Source organism: Bradyrhizobium sp. SZCCHNR1051 (assembly GCF_032489615.1).
Lineage (GTDB): Bacteria > Pseudomonadota > Alphaproteobacteria > Rhizobiales > Xanthobacteraceae > Bradyrhizobium.
On record NZ_JAUEYJ010000016.1, the window covers coordinates 74,250 to 90,455 of the forward strand.

Here is a 16,206-nt window from a genome sequence, read left to right on the forward strand (position 1 = left end):
GATCCCTGGGCCGGCACCAGGGCAGGCTGACGGCCGATCGAGACGCGTGAGGACTGCATGACGAGACGGATGAGCACGGCTATCGTGGCCGCCTTGAGCGCGCTGGTGACGGCTGCGGCGACAGCACAGCCCGCGGTGCTCAAAGGCAAGGACGCGTTCGGCAGCTGGCAGGGCGATGCACCGGGCACGATCAGGCTGATCCGTCCCGAAGACCTGCCCAAACCGGGTGCGACGGCGTCCGCAGCCAACGTCTCCCGCGTGGTGCAGCGACCGGCCTCCGCCGTGCCGAAGGTCATCGACGGTTTCAAGATCGCGCTGTTCGCCGAGGGGCTGAGCGGGCCGCGCATCATTCGCACCGCGCCGAATGGTGACATCCTCGTCGCCGAGACCCGGGCAGGACGCGTCCGCGTGCTGCGCCCGAGCGAGGACGGCAGCAAGGTCGCGTCGAGCGAGATCTTCGCCGGCCGGCTCGGCCATCCCTTCGGCATTGCGTTCTATCCGAGTGCCGATCCGCAATGGGTCTATGTCGCGAGCACCGAGCGCGTCATGCGCTTTCCCTATCGTGCCGGCGACATGAAGGCGCATGGGCCGCTGCAGGTCGTCGTGCCCGATCTGCCGGCCGGCTACGGCCATTCGACCCGCGATGTTGTCTTCACCAGGGACGACAAGCGCATGCTGGTGTCGGTCGGCTCCGTCGGCAATGTCGGCGAAGCGCTGGGAGAGCCTGCCGGCGGAATCAGTGCCTGGATCAAGGCGCATCCGCTCGGCGCGGCCTGGGGCGGGGAGGCCGACCGTGCCGGCGTGCTGGCGTTCGATCCCGACGGCAACAACCGCAGCCTGTTCGCCACCGGCATCCGCAACTGCGTCGGCCTCGCCATCCAGCCCACGACCGGAACGCCGTGGTGCTCGACCAACGAACGCGACGGGCTCGGCGACGATCTGGTGCCGGACTACGTCACGCGGGTGAAGGAGGGCGGCTTCTATGGCTGGCCCTGGTACTACATCGGCGACAACCCTGACCCGCGCCATGCCGGCGAGCGCCCGGACCTCAAGGGCAAGATCACCATGCCCGACGTGCTGCTGCAGCCGCATTCGGCCTCGCTCGGTCTGACGTTCTACGACGGAAATCTGTTCCCGCCGGAGTATCGCGGCGACGCCTTCGCGGCCGAGCACGGCTCGTGGAACCGGTCCAAGCGCACCGGCTACAAGGTGATCCGGGTCAGGCTCAAGGACGGCGTGCCCACCGGCGAATACGAGGATTTCGTCACCGGCTTCGTCCTCAATGACCGCGAGGTCTGGGGCCGGCCGGTCGGCGTCACCGTGGCGCGCGACGGCAGCCTTCTCATTTCCGAGGACGGCAATGGCACGATCTGGCGCGTGAGCCGCTGAGCGCCGCACCACCACCTGTGACTCACTTCTTCGGCGCGCGGCAGTTGAAGGCGCGGCGGAAGCCGGCGGCGCGGGCGTCGTCCTCGGAGCAGAACCAGCGATCGGGCTCAGTGGTCGCCGGATAGCTCGGGCAGCCCTGCAGGTGATAGATGCCGATGTTGCCGGTGACGCGGGCGCGCACCGCGAACTTGCCCTTGATGCTGCAGCCCGGCGGCGCGCTCGGCGCGTCCGGGAACAGCACGGCACGGATCTCGCGGTCACGGTCGGTGCGGCAGGCGGCGCCGAGCAGGGCGCCGTCCTTCTTGTCGGTGCGGAACTCGGCCGGCGCGACGAAGCAGCCCTTCCAGAGTCCGCGCAGCGCCTCCTTGGCCGCGGCGACATCGTCCTTGACCCGCGCCTTCGCGGCCGGGTCGGCGCCGACGGCGAAACCTGCGCGCGCCATTTGCTGGTTGAGGCTGACCTTGTCGCCGTCGACGGTGCAAAGGCCGATCCTGCGGGTCTTGAGCGGCTTGTCCGGACCGAGATCGTCGCAGCGCACCGCGCGGCCGCCGATCAGCTTGCCGAGCTGCTCGCGCGCCTCGACGCCACAGCTCCAGGAATCGGCGTGATCGTCGATGCAGAGCTGGTCGACCTCCGGCGCATCGATGCCGTCGAGCCGGAACACCGTGTCGCCGAGCTGGATCGTGTCGCCGCTGCGCACCGTGGCGCTTGCGGCCAGCGACGCGCCGGTCATGCCGGCTCCCAGCACCATGGCCCCACACAACGACAACAGCCGGTCTCGCAGCCGCATGTTTCCTCCCGCAATCACATTCATCAAATACCCGGCCGAAGTCCTATCACAGCGCGCGTGAGTCTCGCCAAGGGCGGCGCGGTCCGGCACCGCCGGACCGCCACCTTGCGCGGGGGGCAGCTGCTACCCATCTGACCGGGCGAAGGAAATCTTGCCATGTTGGACTTTACCTCCGATCTCGCCGGCGATGCGCTGTCGCCGTCGCGCGCGTCTGCTGCTGCGCCGGCCGACGACCGCGCGCTGCTCGACGCCTATTCCAATGCCGTCATCGATGTCACCGAGCGCGTCGGTCCTGCGGTCGTGCGTGTCGAAACCGGACCCAAGGCTGGGGCGACCGCCGGCTCCCGCGGCGGGCTCGGCTCGGGCATCGTGATCTCGCCCGACGGCCTCGTGCTGACCAATAGCCATGTGGTCGGCTCCTCCAAGAGCATCCGGCTGCGCGACGTCGAGGGCATCGTCACCGATGCGCAGGTGCTCGGCGTCGATCCCGACACCGATCTGGCGCTGCTGCGCGCCAATCACGCGCGCGACCTGCGCTACGCCGCGCTCGGCAATTCCAAGAGCCTGCGCCGCGGCCAGCTCGTGGTCGCGATCGGCAACCCGCTCGGGTTCGAATCGACGGTCACCGCCGGCGTCGTCTCGGCGCTAGGGCGCTCGATCCGCTCGGTGTCGGGCCGCATGATCGAGGATGTCATCCAGACCGATGCGGCGCTCAACCCCGGCAATTCCGGCGGCGCACTGGTGTCGTCGGCCGCCGAGGTGATCGGCATCAACACCGCCATCATCCAGGGTGCGCAGGGCATCTGCTTTGCGGTCGCGAGCAACACCGCGCAGTTCGTGCTGTCGGAGATCATCCGCCACGGCTATGTCCGCCGCGCCTATATCGGCGTGTCCGGGCAGACCGCGCCGGTGCCGCGGCGACATGCGTTGCTCGCCGGTGTCGAGAACAAGATGGGCGCGCTGTTGATGCAGATCGAGCCGGACGGGCCCGCGGCCCGCGCCGGCCTGCTGCCTGGCGACGTCGTGATCAGGCTCGACGGGGTCGAGATCAACGGCGTCGACGACCTGATCCGCGTGCTCGACCGCGACCGCATCGGCCGTACCATCGCGATGGACGTGCTGCGGCTCGGCAGGTTGCGCGGCATCGACATCGATCCGGTGGAGCGCAAGCCGGTGGCAAGGCAGGCGTCTTAGCATTGCATTCGTGAGATGCTGAGCTGCAGCCACGACCACAGCTGTCGTCCCGGCGAACGCCGGGACCCATAACCCCAGGGAGCAGTTTGAGGCAGGTGCGTCGTGAGCACCTCGCGCCACACGTCCGCCGCGGCGTATGGGTCCCGGGTCGGCGCCGCGCCGCGCTGTCGCGCGTCACGGCTTGCCCGGGACGACAGCGGTGGGTGGGTCGGATATACGCTTCAAACAGCGATTGGTATAAGGTCTCGTTCCCGCGGCGCGTTGCGCCCGAGTTCTGCGATCAGTTCGGTCCCTCCTGATAGTGCAGAGGGCGCAGGGAATGCCGGGTGAAGGCCTCACCCATGGCCCGCCTGCTGAAAAAATGCAGGCGGCAGGTACCACAGGTGCTGCCGTAGCCGGCATTCCCTGCGCGATGGTCTTCACGCTTATACGCAGTCTCCCTGGTGCGCCGGGCTTGTTGGCCACCATTCGCGACAACGCTTGCGCATTGCGCGGGACACCAGCATCGGGGTGTCAGGACGCTGCGACTTCACGTCCGCAAGCGATCGTTCGTCCGCGCATCCGAAGACACACTGCGATCTCTCGCGGCCATCGCTCCCCGCCTCGCGTGTCGTGACGATCGCGCGCAACGCTCCTCCGCAGTGAGGCGGGATGCGCGCAGACAACCGCGATTTCTGGAAATACGCAGCATGTTTCTACCCGAAGTTCAAGGTGGCCATGGACCTTGCGGGACGCTGTCCGGAACGTCGGCTGGAGCCCAAATTCCGGACCGATGCACCGCTGGGCCCAAGAGGGCTTGCTACACAGGATGGCCAGAGGGCGGCTGGTCAACGGCTAGCATCCACGATGATCTTAGCAAGCAACCACACTCCGAGACCAATGATCAGGATCGGAGCCAGTGGCCAAGGCAAGTTGAGAAGCGCCCAAAGCCCCCCTGCGAAGCACACGACCCCGCAAGCGACCCAGAAGCCTTCGATCCTGATGTCCATCTGCCAGCGGGCATACTCCGCCGCGAGGATGAGGATGCCAACACCCATGAGAAACCATTCCCAGGGCACCGGCACCAGCATGGCGATGCCGACCCAGATGAAGAACACGGCCCAGGCAACGGCGTCGATCTGCCCGGCGATTTCGGTGGACGATCCGCGATTGAACGCTGGCTGGCTGTTCATGCCTTTCTCCATTTCGTCGTTCGAAGGAACGAGCAACCGAAGACCTAGAGCTTGGGTTGCATGGACCGGATCATGGCCTGCGCTGGAACAAGGGCGGCAACTCTCCCCGACCCGGGGGGCGCAAGCGACCGATAGGCGGAGCTACTCCGACCACAGGATGTCGAAGCGGTTGAAGCCAATTGACTTCGTTACGAACTTGGGGGTCTTGCCGGACAGGCCTGCCAACGCGCCCGACGTGAACTTGATGAGGGCCTTGCCGGACCCGGCTAAGCCAACTGCCCTTCCGTCCTTCATCTCGATCGTTGCGGTTCCTTCCTGCATTTGGGTTAGGGCGAGACCCCCGGGCGTCCTGTGGACGCCGCCGACGAGGACCAGCTTTCCAGTTGGACCATCTCCGATCAAACTGAGCACAGAACACGTCACCATTGTAACTAATCGCTTGATCATGGAGTGTCCTACTGCGAAGTTGCGCGACCTTGATCTCAATACGAGCCCGCCCATTGACCGAGATCAACAGGGCAATCAGGTGCGTCGGATGCGCACTCTCTAAGCTGGAAGGCGATGGGCCGCCCCCGGACCGCGCCGCCCGGGTCAATCCATCAACAATGAGGCCCGGTCAGGTCAGGCAAGCAGACGCATTTGGACCTCGGTCGACAAGTCGGGAAAGGGCACGTGCCGACATCGGCGGGGTGACCTTAATCTCTCATGCCATCAGAAACCTTGCACGACTTGAGACCGCGAAACCAGCCTTCGATCTCCTCGGACTTCATAGGATCTTTGTGAGCGCCCACTGAAGGGTGAGACGACACGGCATTCGTACACCCGACACACACCGGCGACTCAAAGGCGCACCAATTCTCTGCGGGGGATTTAGATGAATGCCTGAAGCAGTTAAGCCAAGGTGGCTCGGATGCGCCCATATGTCTGTCACTCCACGTAACAGGCTGCGACCGGAAATCTACAGTTTTTCGTGCGAGCGACCGCTGTTGTGGGCTGCTTGCAAGCCATGGCATGCGCGGCAGTCAGGACAAGATTCCTGCACCTTCTCGATGGCGCGGCGACATAGATCGACCGGCTTCTCTTGGCCGTCAGCCGCCGAGGCCAAGATCTTCTCGGCGAGGCATGCCATCAAGGAAGGTGTCCGCTTTGCTTCGGGTATCGTTCTTGCAGCGTCCGCCAGAACACCCGCAATGCGGCGCGAGGATACGTTTGCGACCACTCGCTCTGCGTCAGCGCCATCAGTTCCCCCACAGACAGACAACTCACACTACTTACAAACGAAAATCGGCTGTTGAGCTTTGCTCGGCGCCTCGCGCTCGAAAATTGGGCCGTCGAATGTGACATTCGACGGCCCAATTCGTTCGGTGTCACTGGTGAACGATCCAGGGGCGGTCACACCGAGGAGACGAAAGTATAATTAGGTCATTGAAAGCCGGACATCTTGGCTATCTCGACTTAGGTATCTCGATGCGCTTCGCGGAGGCGGGTAGTTTCCCCATTTCATTCTCGATCAGCCGGAGCAATATGCGGCTCTTATGCGGATCCGTCTCCTCTCGCAGGAGCGCTTTGTAGTGAACCAGGTTCTGGTTGACGATGAAGCTTTCCAAGTCAGTCATTCGAGCCTCGCCTTCCCACGCATCATTTATAAGGTATGCGGTGCGCGAGGCAGAACCATTTTCAGTGCCCAAATCCTGCAGACATTGCTCAATGCGCGCCGGGGGGCGTCCCCAACCGCCCTTGGCGTGCTCAATCTCGGTAGTCCGCATTGGGGCGCAAGCCGCTGCTTGGCGTTGGACTGCGGTAGATCGGCTCTGGCCTGAAGAACGGACATCGCGTTCGGGGCCGGGCGGCGCCTTGGGCCAGACGGAACCCGACAAGCGCTGCTCCATCGCCCTCCAGGGCCCCTCGCATTGTCCGATGTCAATGCTGCCGGGACCAGAGGATTAAGCTCCCGACCCGAAAGTCGTGCCGAGAGGAGGCCGCCATGTTGTTTGGTCCGTGTGGTTGATGACTCGATCGCCGTCGTTGTCGAGACGCCACCTGCTTTGCGCCGGCGGCGCGGGCTTTGTGTCCGCGATGGTGGGCACGCTGGTCGGGAGCGGGCGGAGCGCAAGGGCTCAGGCACTCGGCGGAGCCGTGCCGCAGGTCGATCGCTTGAAGGTTCGCATGGTCAGCGACATCATTGTCCGTCGCTTCGGGATCTCGCAAAAGCTCGGTGACCTCTCGATCGCGCGCATGCAGGGCAATGAAACACCGGATGCGCCGCCCCGCGCCACCCTGGTCGGGGAATGGGGCCTCTCGATGCACGCTGAATCCCAGCGTGACAATGAGGTCCGCAATATCCTCGTCGATTTCGGATACAATCCGGTCACGCTGCTGACCAACATGGAGATCCTGAAGATCCAGCCCGAGGAGTTCGACGCGCTCGTCCTCAGCCATGGCCATTACGATCACTTCGGCGGCATGGTGGGGTTTCTCTCCGCGACAAAGGGCAAGCTCAAGAAGGATCTGCCCTTCTTTGTCGGCGGTGAGGACTGTTTCTGCACGCGGACCGTCGGGAATGGTGGTCAGTTCGGGGCGCTCGATCGCCAGGCCATCAAGGAGTCGAACCTCATCCTGATGATGGCGGACGGGCCGGCCGTCGTTGCCGATCATGCGTTCACGACGGGCAAGATCGCGCAAAGCAGCTTTGAAAAGCCGCTCAGTCCCAGTCGCGAGAAGGTCGGCATCGCCAATGGATTCGGCTGCTTCCCGGACAAGGTCTCGCCGGCGAAAAACGCCGGCGAGTTCGTCGTGGACGACTTCGAGCACGAGATCGGGACCAATTTCCTGCTGAAGGGAAAAGGTCTGGTGATTCTGACCTCGTGCAGCCATCGTGGCGTCATCAACACCATCAGGCAGGCCCAGCGCGCATCGGGAGTTGACAAGGTTCACGCGGTGATTGGTGGCTTCCACCTCGTGCCGCCGCTCGACGATGCCTACTTCAAGCAGGTCATCGCGGAGTTGAAGGACATCAACCCTGATTACCTCATGCCGGCCCATTGTACGGGCGAGCCGTTCTACGACATGGTCCGGCGCGAAATGCCGGGGAAAGTGTTCCAGTCGAACGTCGGAACGCTCTATACGTTTACGACCTAGGTGGTTGCCCACCTTCGCGACGGGCTGACCATCGGGACCATGCGCCGCGTGCAGCGGCCGCCCAAGAAATAAGCTGAGGCGTCGGCGAGGGCGGCTGCCCGGCAATCGAGCAGATTCAGGTCCTTTTCTCAAGTCATTGAAACGGTTGTCTCCTCCAAATCCGCGGCAAGCGCGAGCCGATTGTACACAATGGCACAGCGCTTGCTTCGTTACTTGCGAGCCATTCTCGCGGGGAGGCAATGGTCGCCATGGCGGACTCAATTGCATCGGGTGGAGTGAGCATCGCCGCCGAGCCCGAGCCGATCGCGCTCGACTGGGACGAGACGGCGCTGCTCATCATCGACATGCAGCGCGACTTCATGGAGCCGGGCGGTTTTGGCGAGACGCTGGGCAACGACGTCTCGCAGCTCGCGCGCGCCGTGACGCCGATCGCGAACGTCCTGGCGGCGGCGCGCAAGATGGGCATGCTCGTCATTCACACCCGCGAGGGCCACAAGCCGGATCTGTCCGATGCGCCGCCGGCCAAGGTCGAGCGCGGCGCGCCATCCCTTCGCATCGGTGATCCCGGCCCGATGGGGCGCATCCTCATTCGCGGCGAGGCCGGGCACGACATCATTCCCGCGCTCTATCCCGTCGACGGCGAGGTCGTGATCGACAAGCCGGGCAAGGGCGCATTCTACGCCACCGAACTCGGTGAGGTGCTGAAGCATCACGGCATCGAAAACCTGCTGGTGTGCGGCGTCACCACCGAGGTCTGCGTCAACACCACCGTGCGCGAGGCCAATGACCGCGGCTATCGCTGCGTCGTCGTCTCCGACGGCTGTGCGTCCTACTTTCCTGAATTCCACGAGATGGGCCTGAGGATGATCAAGGCCCAGGGCGGCATCTTCGGCTGGGTCGCTGACTCCGCCGCGGTTCTGAAGGCGATGAACTGAGAGATGAGCCGAGAGACGAGTTGAGACGGATGAGTTCGACGATGTAGGCGCTGACAGCAACAGGGGAGCAAGGCGATGAGCGGAAGCGGGACGGCAAGCGCGGTCAAGGCGGATTTCAAGCCGGTGCTGTGGACACCCGGCGATTGGAACGCATTCTTCGGTTTCGGCACCAACATCCTCGTCAACATGCTCGTGCTCACCGGGCTCTTGCGCTTCGTGCTGAAGATGCCGGACAGCCTGGTGTTCGGTCGCATCCTGCCGGCGCTCGGCCTGATGATGTGCCTGTCGACGTTCTACTACGCGTTCCTCGCCTACCGCCTCGCGCAGAGGACCGGACGCAGCGACGTCTGTGCGCTACCCTCGGGGGTCAGCGTGCCGCACATGTTCATCGTCACCTTCGTGATCATGCTGCCGATCACCTTGAAGACCGGTGATCCGCTGAAGGGCTGGTCGGCCGGCCTCGTCTGGGTGTTCTTCCAGAGCTTCATCCTGATGATCGGCGGCTTCATCGCGCCGTATATCCGCAAGATCACGCCGCGCGCCGCGCTGCTCGGCACGCTCGCCGGCGTCTCCGTCACCTTCATCTCGATGCGCCCGGCGCTCGAGATGTACATGACGCCGCAGATCGGCCTGGTGTGCTTCGCGATCATTCTGGTGAGCTGGTTCGGCGGCGTGAAATATCCCAAGGGGCTGCCGGCCGGGCTCGTCGCCATCGCGGTCGGCATGGTCATCGCCTGGGGCTCGAACCTGTTCGGCCTCGGTCTCGGCGGCCTCAGCGTCAAGGGCGTCGGCGATGCCTTTGCGAGCTTCGGCTTCTCGGTGCCGCTGCCGGCGTTCGGCACGGTGTTCTCCGGCTTCGAATATCTCGGCATCATCCTGGTGACCGCGATCCCGTTCGGCATCTACGACCTCGTCGAGGCCATGGACAACGTCGAGAGCGCGGAAGCCGCGGGCGACGAATATCCGACCACGCGGGTGCTGACCGCCGACGGCATCGTCAGCCTGATCGGCTGCATGATGGGCAATCCTTTCATCAACGCGGTCTATATCGGCCATCCCGGCTGGAAGGCGATGGGCGGCCGCATCGGCTACTCCGCGGCGACCGGGCTGATGGTGATCGTGCTGTCCTGGCTCGGCATCATCTCGGTGCTGCTCGCACTCGTGCCGGTGGTCGCGATTTCGCCGATCCTGCTCTACATCGGCATGCTGATCGGTGCGCAGGCGTTCCAGACCACGCCGGTCAAGCATGCGCCCGCGATCGTGCTCGCCTTCACGCCGCATCTCGCCGCCTGGGCCAAGCTGCAGATCGACACCATGCTGGCCTCGACGGTGACGGCGGCGCAGACCGTGGGCGGCCTCGCCGCCGACAAGGTCGATGCGGTCAAGACCGCTGCGATCGCCGCGCTGCCGCAGCAGGGCGTGCTGTATCATGGGCTGGAGGTGATGGGCGGCGGCTCGATTCTCGCCGGGCTCGTGCTCGGCGCGATCGGCGTGTTCGTGATCGAGCGCGACTTCACAAAGGCGGCGGCGTTCGCGCTCGCCGGTGCCGTCATGACCTATTTCGGCTTCATGCACGGTGAAGCGGTCGGCATCGGCGGCGGCCTCGGCGTGACGCCCGCGGTGGCGCTGGCCTATGTCGTGGTCGCCGGCGGATTGTTCGCGCTGGGCCGGCTCGGCATGTCCGAGAGCTACGTTCCGCATGCGGAGATGCAGGCGGCGCCCGCGGAGTAGTCCGATGACGTCACGAGCACCGTTATTCCGGGGCAAGGCCGCAGGCCTTGATCCCGGAATCTCGACGTTGTCTTGCGTCCATTTCTCACAAGCTCGGGATTCCGGGATCGATCGTCAACGCGCAGCCGCTTTGCGCCTTCGCGTTGCCGATCGCCCCGGAATGACGGCGGAACGCCGGCAGGGCGAACACCGACGCATCCGGATCGGTCCGATGCGTCCCTGCGCATGCGGATCGGTAAAGGAAAGGCGGGGCATCGCTGCTCCGTTGCCTCATCAATCCGATCTTGGTTGGTCGCGTCGTGGTTTGGTTCGACGCGCTCATGGCCGCACCGCCGGCGCGTCCATCGGCATGCCACGCGCGCGCGACATCAGGTAGAGCTCGAGCGCGATCATGTCGGGCGCGTCGAAGTCGAAGGCTTGCGCGCGGATGCCGGTCATGCAGCCGCGGAGGCGGCGCTGCAGCGAGCCCATGCCTTGCCATTCCAGCCGGTAGATCGGATAGCCCGTCGGCTGTCCCTGCGTGATCGCGGAGCCGGCAAGATGCTTACTCCAATTGTCATCGTGACAATTGGAGCAGGCGAGGTTGAGCTGACCCTGCCGCTGCATGAACAGCTCGCGCCCGCGCGCAACTGACGACTCCAGCCGCGGATCGTCGCCGGCCGTGATCGGCATGCCGCGCGATTGCCGCGCGATCAGCGCCGTCAGTGCGAGCAACTCCCGGCTCTCAGGGGCGAACGGCTCAGCTTCCTGATGCTGCCTGCGGCAGAGATTGACGCGCTGGCCGAGATCGACCGGAGCGGCGCTGGCGGCATTGAAGGCCGGATAGCGCGCGGCGACGCCCTTCATGCTGACGTCGACCTCGCCATGGCAATCGTTGCAGGATTTGTTCGCCGTGCCCGCTTTCGTCGTCCACAGCGTCTCACCATCGAGCACCGACAGCATCGCGGGATTGGCGGTGTCGTCGTCCTGCATCGCCCTGGTGTCGGACGACATGAAGTCATAGCCGGAGCGGCGCGCGGATTCCGCAATCTCACCCGCGACGACAGGCAACGCTGCGCCCAGCAAAGCTGTGACCGCGAGAAGCGCGCTCCGCATCATTCGACCGTGATCGTCGCCGAGGCGCTGGAAACGAAGCCGTTGTCGCCGATCCATTCGAACTCGAAGCGGCCGCTCTCGCGCGCGGTGGTGAAGAACGACAGGAACGGATTGGCGGCGATGGCGGGAAACAGATCGGCCCGAAAGATCTCGGTGCCGTTGAAGCGGCAGGTGAAGCTGGTGATGATGTCGCGCGGGATGGCTTCGCCTGCGGCCGTATGGCGATAGCCCGGCTCCATGACGTGGCTCATCAGCGTCTTGATCTCGATGACGGCGCCGCGCTTGGCCTTGGCGGGAACGTTGACGAGGGCGGCAGGCATCACGGCATCTCCTCGGTGCAGGCGGCCAAGGTCACGATGACGTCGACGCTCGCCGACCAGAACGAGCCGTCGGACAGTCTTGCGATCGCCACGACCTTCTGCGTGTCGGCGAGCCGGATGCGGGTCGTCACCTGGGCGCGGCCGGCGCTCGCTGTCAGGTGAAAGTTGGCGACGTTGGGCTGCGGATTCTTCTCGTTGAAGACGTGGATGCTCTTGACGTAGCTGTTAGGCGTCATCGGATGATCGACGCTGACGGTCATCGGCACGGTGTTGCCGTTCTCGACCAGCGGCGGGATGTCGAGCCGGACCTTGCCGACCGTCACATTGGCCTCGCCGACGAGATTGCGGATCGCCGACGCGAGCATCGCCGGCGTCGCCTGCGCAGGCCGGACCGTGATCAGCGGCAGCGCGCCGGCGGCGGTCAGCGTTCCCGCCAGTTGCAGCAGGTGGCGGCGCGAGATGTGGGACGATTCGAACATGCCAATCATATGGGCTCACTCGCGCAATGTCGCGAGATAGGCGACGATGTCTTCGATCTGCTCCGCCGACAGGATCGGCTTGTCGCGCCAGGCGGAACCGACGCGCGTCAGCCCATCCACGCGGTAGTAGGACGGCATGATCGTTTCCGGATTGAGCCTGGAGGCATCGACCAGCCGCAGGCGGAGCTGCGGGACCGTCGAACGGCTGCCGGCCCCGGCAAGGCTGGGCGCGAGATCGCCCTGGAAGCGCACCTCCGCAAACGGGCCGGAGTGACAGAGGATGCAGGTCGAACTGCGTGCGAGGACGAGCGCGCGGCCGCGCTCGGCGTTGCCGGACTGGCCGGTGAGGGAGGAGGCGATGCCGTCGCCGGTGATCGTAGTGGGCGCGAGTGCCTGCGCCGTGATAGCGGCGGGCAGGGCGGCGACGATCGCGGCGATCAGAACGCTAGCCGAAGGCATCATGGGTCAGCACCTTGAACCAGGCCGTCGCCGCGTCGGCCTCACGCGCGCGCGTCTCGCGCGGGGCGTCGACCGGGCTAGTCCGCCCGCCCTCGACCTCGGCGAAGATGTCTCCCTTGGGTTGGTAGACGCCTGCGAGCGAGAACGCGTAGTCCGGCGCGACGATGCTGTAACAGATGCCGGTCAGCGGCGGCGGCTCCGACGGCCGTCCCGTCAGATCGCGCACGATCACGGCCGCACACGCCTTGCCCTGCGCCTGCGCGGCGCCGGCCGATTTCGGGATGCCGCCGCCGAGACACGCGTCGCCGATGACGTGGACATCCGGGACGAGCTTCGAGGCGAAGGTCGCGGCATCGATCGGACACCAGCCGGTGCGGTCGGCCGCGCCGGCGAGCGAGGCAATGCGGCCGGCCTTCTGCGGCGGGATGATGTTGGTCACATCGGGATTGTAGTTGCCGAACTCGGTGACGACGGTGCGCGTGGCAACGTCGACGCCGGTGACGCGGCCGCCCTGCGACAGCGGGATACGCTCGATCATTCCGGCATAGAGCTGCTGCCACGCCTGCTCGAACAGCTTCTGCTGCGAGAAGCTGTCCTTGGCATCGAGGATCAGCACCTTCGACTTCGGCTTGTGCGCCTTGAGATAATGCGCGATCAGGCTGGCGCGCTCGTAAGGCGCGGGCGGGCAGCGCGACGGATTGGCCGGCACCGCGATGGCGACGGTGCCGCCATCCGGCATCGCCTCGATCTGCTTCCGCAGCAGCAGCGTCTGCTCGCCGGCCTTGTAGGCGTGCGGCATTACGGCGGAGGCGGCCTCATCGTAGCCTTGCAGGGCCGCGAAATCGAGATCGATGCCGGGCGCCAGGACGAGGCGGTCATAGGCCAACGTGGTGCCGTCGGCGAACGTGACCTTGTGGGCCGGCGCATCGATCGCCGTGGCCGTCTGCAGCACGACGCTCACGCCTTCGGCTGCGATCTTGTCATAGCCGAACTGCTGGGCACTGATATCGCGCAGGCCGGCGATGACCTCGTTGCTGAGCGGACACGCCGTGAAGGTCTTGTTGGCCTCGACCAGGGTGACGTCGAGCTTCGCATCCGCCTGGCGCAGCGCGCGGGCGCAACTGGCGCCGCCGAAGCCGCCGCCGATCACGACCACGCGCGCCATCGCTTGTGCGCGCAGCACGGCAGGGGCGGCGATCATGGCAACGCTTGCCGCGATCAGGCCGCCGACCTCTCTGCGCGTGCGCTGCCGGGACATCGTCATCATCTTGCAATAGCACGGCGGCGGCCATTGTTCCCAACGGCTGCCGCCACGTGGGTCATGCGAAGGTGATGTTCTGGGCGCGCAGCGGCACCGAGCGGATGCGCTTGCCGGTGGCAGCGAAATACGCGTTCAGCACGGCGGGCGCGGCGACGCCGATGGTCGGCTCGCCGACGCCGCCCCAGAAGCCGCCGCTCGGGATCATGATCGCTTCCACCTTCGGCATCTCGCTGATCCGCATCGAGTTGTAGCTGTCGAAGTTGGTCTGCTCGATGCGGCCGTCCTTGACCGTGCAGCCGCCGTAGAACAGCGCCGACAGGCCGTAGACGAACGAGCCCGCGATCTGCCGCTCCACCTGCGCCGGATTGACCACGTAGCCGGGATCGGTCGAGGCGACGATGCGGTGGATCTTGATCTTGGTGCCGTCGATCACGGAGATCTCGGCGGCGCCCGCGACATAGCTGCCATAGCCATGGAGCTGCGCCAGCCCGCGATGAACGCCGTCCGGCGCCGGCGTGTCCCAGCCGATCTTCTCGGCCACGGCGTTCAGCACCGCCAGATGCTTGGGATGATCGGCCATCAGTTTGCGGCGGAATTCCAGCGGATCCTGGCCGGCCGCATTGGCGAGCTCGTCCATGAAGCATTCGAGATAGATCGCGTTCTGGTTCACGTTGACGCCGCGCCAGAAGCCCGGATTGATGTGCGGGTTGCGCATCGCGTGTTCGATCAGCAAATTCGGCACGGAGTAGCCGATCGTGGCTTCGCCCGATGGCGCGAGCCCCTGGAAGGTCGCGGGGTCCTTGCCGTTGACCAGCGCGTCGGGCCGCAGGCTGAACAGGATCGACTGGCCGGAGATGCGCATGTGCAGCGCGGTCAGATTGTTGTCGGCGTCGAAGCCGCCGGTCAGCTTGCACTGCGTGATCGGGTGATAGCGGCCATGCGTCATGTCCTCCTCGCGCGACCACAGCAGCTTGACCGGCGTGCCCGGCATCTCCTTGGCGATCTTCACCGCCTGGCGGACATAGTCGGTCTGGCCGCGCCGGCCGAAGCCGCCGCCGAGAATCAACTTGTGCACCTCGCACTTGTCCGCCGGAAGCCCTGAGGCTTCCAGCACCGCGGCGAACGCCGCCTCGCCGTTCTGCGTGCCGCACCACACCTCGCAGCGATCCGCCGTGTAGAGCGCGGTCGCGTTCATCGGCTCCATCGTGGCGTGGTTCTGGTAGGGATAGTCGTAGACCGCCTCGACCTTCTTCACCGCGTTCGCCAGCGCGGCCTTGGCATCGCCGTTCTCGTTGCCGACGAAGGCCGGCCCGGAGTCCAATCCTTCCGCGAGCCATTTGGCGATCGACGCCGAGGAGACCTTGGTGTTCTCTCCTTCCTCCCACACGATCGGCAGCGCATCGAGCGCCGTCTTCGCGTGCCACCAGGTGTCGGCGACCACGGCCACGGCGGTGCCGTCGATCGCCACCACCTTCTTGACGCCCTTCATGCCGGCGATCTTGGCCTCGTCATAGCTCTTCAGCTTGCCGCCGGTGACCGGACAGTCCTTGATCGCGGCGTTGAGCATGTTCGGCAGCTTCATATCGGCGCCGTAGATCATCGCGCCGGTGACCTTGTCGGCGGTGTCGAGCCGTCTCACGCCCTTGCCGATCAGGGTCCAGTCCTTCGGATCCTTCAGCTTGACGTCGGCAGGCGGCGTCAGCTTCGCGGCGGCTTCCGCCACCTTGCCGTAGGTCGTCGTGCGGCCCGAGGCCTTGTGGGTGATGACGCTGTTGGCGGCGGTGCATTCGGCCACCGGAACCTTCCATTCGTCGGCGGCCGCCTGGATCAGCATCATGCGCGCGGCGGCGCCGCCCTTGCGGACGTAGTCCTGCGAAGAGCGGATGCCGCGGCTGCCGCCGGTGGAGAAATCGCCCCACACGCGCTTGCGGGCGACGTTCTGGCCGGGCGTCGGATATTCGGTCGTCACCTTGCTCCAGTCGCAGGCAAGTTCTTCCGCGACGAGCTGGGCGAGACCAGTGAGCGAGCCCTGGCCCATCTCCGAGCGGGCGATGCGGATCACCACGGTGTCGTCGGGCCGGATCACGACCCAGGCATTGACCTCGGGCGAGCCATCCGCGGCGCGCACGATTTGCGGCCCGCCGAACGGGATGTCGAGGCCGAGCGCGAGGCCGCCGCCGAGCGCGGCGGTGCCGATGACGAAGGACCGGCGGCTGAGGCGCGGCGTCACATGCTGGTTCATG

15 protein-coding genes are annotated in these 16,206 nt (G+C 65.6%); 5 read left to right on the forward strand and 10 right to left on the reverse strand.

Features of this window, described 5'->3' with window-relative positions; all coding sequences use genetic code 11:
* Positions 1-57 precede the first annotated feature (57 nt).
* Positions 58-1,389, forward strand: coding sequence for a sorbosone dehydrogenase family protein (locus tag QW868_RS20305; RefSeq protein ID WP_316231325.1), 1,332 nt, complete (start codon positions 58-60; stop codon positions 1,387-1,389).
* Positions 1,390-1,411: 22 nt separating this feature from the next.
* Here QW868_RS20305 and QW868_RS20310 read toward each other — a convergent pair whose 3' ends face one another.
* Entirely contained in the window at positions 1,412-2,179 is a 768-nt protein-coding gene (locus QW868_RS20310) for a thermonuclease family protein (protein ID WP_316176724.1), read from the reverse strand.
* 156 nt (positions 2,180-2,335) lie between these two features.
* Here QW868_RS20310 and QW868_RS20315 point away from each other — a divergent pair, with 156 nt between their 5' ends.
* Positions 2,336-3,373, forward strand: coding sequence for a S1C family serine protease (locus tag QW868_RS20315; RefSeq protein ID WP_316231327.1), 1,038 nt, complete (start codon positions 2,336-2,338; stop codon positions 3,371-3,373).
* An 827-nt stretch (positions 3,374-4,200) separates the two neighbouring features.
* Here the strand turns inward: QW868_RS20315 and QW868_RS20320 are convergent.
* The 3 genes from QW868_RS20320 to QW868_RS20330 all read right to left on the reverse strand — a co-directional run bounded on the left by QW868_RS20320 (position 4,201) and on the right by QW868_RS20330 (position 6,161).
* Positions 4,201-4,545 carry a hypothetical protein gene (locus tag QW868_RS20320; protein WP_316231328.1) on the reverse strand — a complete coding sequence of 115 codons (345 nt, stop codon included), beginning with the start codon at positions 4,543-4,545 and terminating at the stop codon, positions 4,201-4,203.
* Positions 4,546-4,686: 141 nt separating this feature from the next.
* The gene (locus QW868_RS20325) at positions 4,687-4,992 is read right to left on the reverse strand and encodes a hypothetical protein (protein ID WP_315737125.1); all 306 of its coding nucleotides are present in this window, start codon (positions 4,990-4,992) and stop codon (positions 4,687-4,689) included.
* Between the two features lie 998 nt (positions 4,993-5,990).
* Positions 5,991-6,161 carry a hypothetical protein gene (locus QW868_RS20330; RefSeq protein ID WP_315772427.1) on the reverse strand — a complete coding sequence of 57 codons (171 nt, stop codon included), beginning with the start codon at positions 6,159-6,161 and terminating at the stop codon, positions 5,991-5,993.
* 460 nt (positions 6,162-6,621) lie between these two features.
* On the opposite strand from QW868_RS20330, the gene QW868_RS20335 reads away from it, so the two are divergent.
* From QW868_RS20335 to QW868_RS20345, 3 genes are all read left to right on the forward strand, one after another.
* Positions 6,622-7,683: an MBL fold metallo-hydrolase gene (locus QW868_RS20335; protein ID WP_316231329.1), complete on the forward strand. Its 1,062-nt coding sequence runs from the start codon at positions 6,622-6,624 to the stop codon at positions 7,681-7,683.
* A 248-nt stretch (positions 7,684-7,931) separates the two neighbouring features.
* Complete coding sequence (locus QW868_RS20340) at positions 7,932-8,618, forward strand: isochorismatase family cysteine hydrolase (protein ID WP_315772430.1); 687 nt, start codon at positions 7,932-7,934, stop codon at positions 8,616-8,618.
* Positions 8,619-8,693: 75 nt separating this feature from the next.
* Complete coding sequence (locus tag QW868_RS20345) at positions 8,694-10,349, forward strand: regulator (protein ID WP_316231330.1); 1,656 nt, start codon at positions 8,694-8,696, stop codon at positions 10,347-10,349.
* Positions 10,350-10,667: 318 nt separating this feature from the next.
* On the opposite strand, the gene soxA is transcribed toward QW868_RS20345, so the two are convergent.
* From soxA to QW868_RS20375, 6 genes are read right to left on the reverse strand one after another with little or no spacing between them, the layout of a single operon-like run.
* A complete protein-coding gene (gene soxA, locus QW868_RS20350) occupies positions 10,668-11,444 on the reverse strand; it encodes a sulfur oxidation c-type cytochrome SoxA (protein ID WP_316163538.1) in 777 nt (258 codons plus the stop codon).
* Entirely contained in the window at positions 11,444-11,764 is a 321-nt protein-coding gene (gene soxZ, locus QW868_RS20355) for a thiosulfate oxidation carrier complex protein SoxZ (RefSeq protein WP_315779495.1), read from the reverse strand. Before soxZ ends, soxA begins: the two co-directional genes overlap by 1 nt.
* Positions 11,764-12,243: a SoxY-related AACIE arm protein gene (locus tag QW868_RS20360; protein ID WP_409997772.1), complete on the reverse strand. Its 480-nt coding sequence runs from the start codon at positions 12,241-12,243 to the stop codon at positions 11,764-11,766. The genes soxZ and QW868_RS20360 overlap by 1 nt, the downstream gene beginning before the upstream one ends.
* A gap of 15 nt (positions 12,244-12,258) precedes the next feature.
* Entirely contained in the window at positions 12,259-12,702 is a 444-nt protein-coding gene (gene soxX, locus QW868_RS20365; RefSeq protein WP_409998886.1) for a sulfur oxidation c-type cytochrome SoxX, read from the reverse strand.
* Positions 12,689-13,966, reverse strand: coding sequence for an NAD(P)/FAD-dependent oxidoreductase (locus QW868_RS20370; RefSeq protein ID WP_316231374.1), 1,278 nt, complete (start codon positions 13,964-13,966; stop codon positions 12,689-12,691). Before QW868_RS20370 ends, soxX begins: the two co-directional genes overlap by 14 nt.
* A gap of 55 nt (positions 13,967-14,021) precedes the next feature.
* Positions 14,022-16,205 carry a xanthine dehydrogenase family protein molybdopterin-binding subunit gene (locus tag QW868_RS20375; RefSeq protein ID WP_316231331.1) on the reverse strand — a complete coding sequence of 728 codons (2,184 nt, stop codon included), beginning with the start codon at positions 16,203-16,205 and terminating at the stop codon, positions 14,022-14,024.
* Position 16,206: the final 1 nt, after the last annotated feature.

What these genes read in the sequence shown, in the direction of transcription:
- QW868_RS20305 (WP_316231325.1), top strand. Translation starts at nt 58, where the DNA reads ATGACGAGACGGATGAGCACGGCTATCGTGGCCGCCTTGAGCGCGCTG.
- QW868_RS20310 (WP_316176724.1), bottom strand. Translation starts at nt 2,179, where the DNA reads ATGCGGCTGCGAGACCGGCTGTTGTCGTTGTGTGGGGCCATGGTGCTG.
- QW868_RS20315 (WP_316231327.1), top strand. Translation starts at nt 2,336, where the DNA reads ATGTTGGACTTTACCTCCGATCTCGCCGGCGATGCGCTGTCGCCGTCG.
- QW868_RS20320 (WP_316231328.1), bottom strand. Translation starts at nt 4,545, where the DNA reads ATGAACAGCCAGCCAGCGTTCAATCGCGGATCGTCCACCGAAATCGCC.
- QW868_RS20325 (WP_315737125.1), bottom strand. Translation starts at nt 4,992, where the DNA reads ATGATCAAGCGATTAGTTACAATGGTGACGTGTTCTGTGCTCAGTTTG.
- QW868_RS20330 (WP_315772427.1), bottom strand. Translation starts at nt 6,161, where the DNA reads ATGACTGACTTGGAAAGCTTCATCGTCAACCAGAACCTGGTTCACTAC.
- QW868_RS20335 (WP_316231329.1), top strand. Translation starts at nt 6,622, where the DNA reads ATGGTGGGCACGCTGGTCGGGAGCGGGCGGAGCGCAAGGGCTCAGGCA.
- QW868_RS20340 (WP_315772430.1), top strand. Translation starts at nt 7,932, where the DNA reads ATGGCGGACTCAATTGCATCGGGTGGAGTGAGCATCGCCGCCGAGCCC.
- QW868_RS20345 (WP_316231330.1), top strand. Translation starts at nt 8,694, where the DNA reads ATGAGCGGAAGCGGGACGGCAAGCGCGGTCAAGGCGGATTTCAAGCCG.
- soxA (WP_316163538.1), bottom strand. Translation starts at nt 11,444, where the DNA reads ATGCGGAGCGCGCTTCTCGCGGTCACAGCTTTGCTGGGCGCAGCGTTG.
- soxZ (WP_315779495.1), bottom strand. Translation starts at nt 11,764, where the DNA reads ATGCCTGCCGCCCTCGTCAACGTTCCCGCCAAGGCCAAGCGCGGCGCC.
- QW868_RS20360 (WP_409997772.1), bottom strand. Translation starts at nt 12,243, where the DNA reads ATGTTCGAATCGTCCCACATCTCGCGCCGCCACCTGCTGCAACTGGCG.
- soxX (WP_409998886.1), bottom strand. Translation starts at nt 12,702, where the DNA reads ATGCCTTCGGCTAGCGTTCTGATCGCCGCGATCGTCGCCGCCCTGCCC.
- QW868_RS20370 (WP_316231374.1), bottom strand. Translation starts at nt 13,966, where the DNA reads ATGACGATGTCCCGGCAGCGCACGCGCAGAGAGGTCGGCGGCCTGATC.
- QW868_RS20375 (WP_316231331.1), bottom strand. Translation starts at nt 16,205, where the DNA reads ATGAACCAGCATGTGACGCCGCGCCTCAGCCGCCGGTCCTTCGTCATC.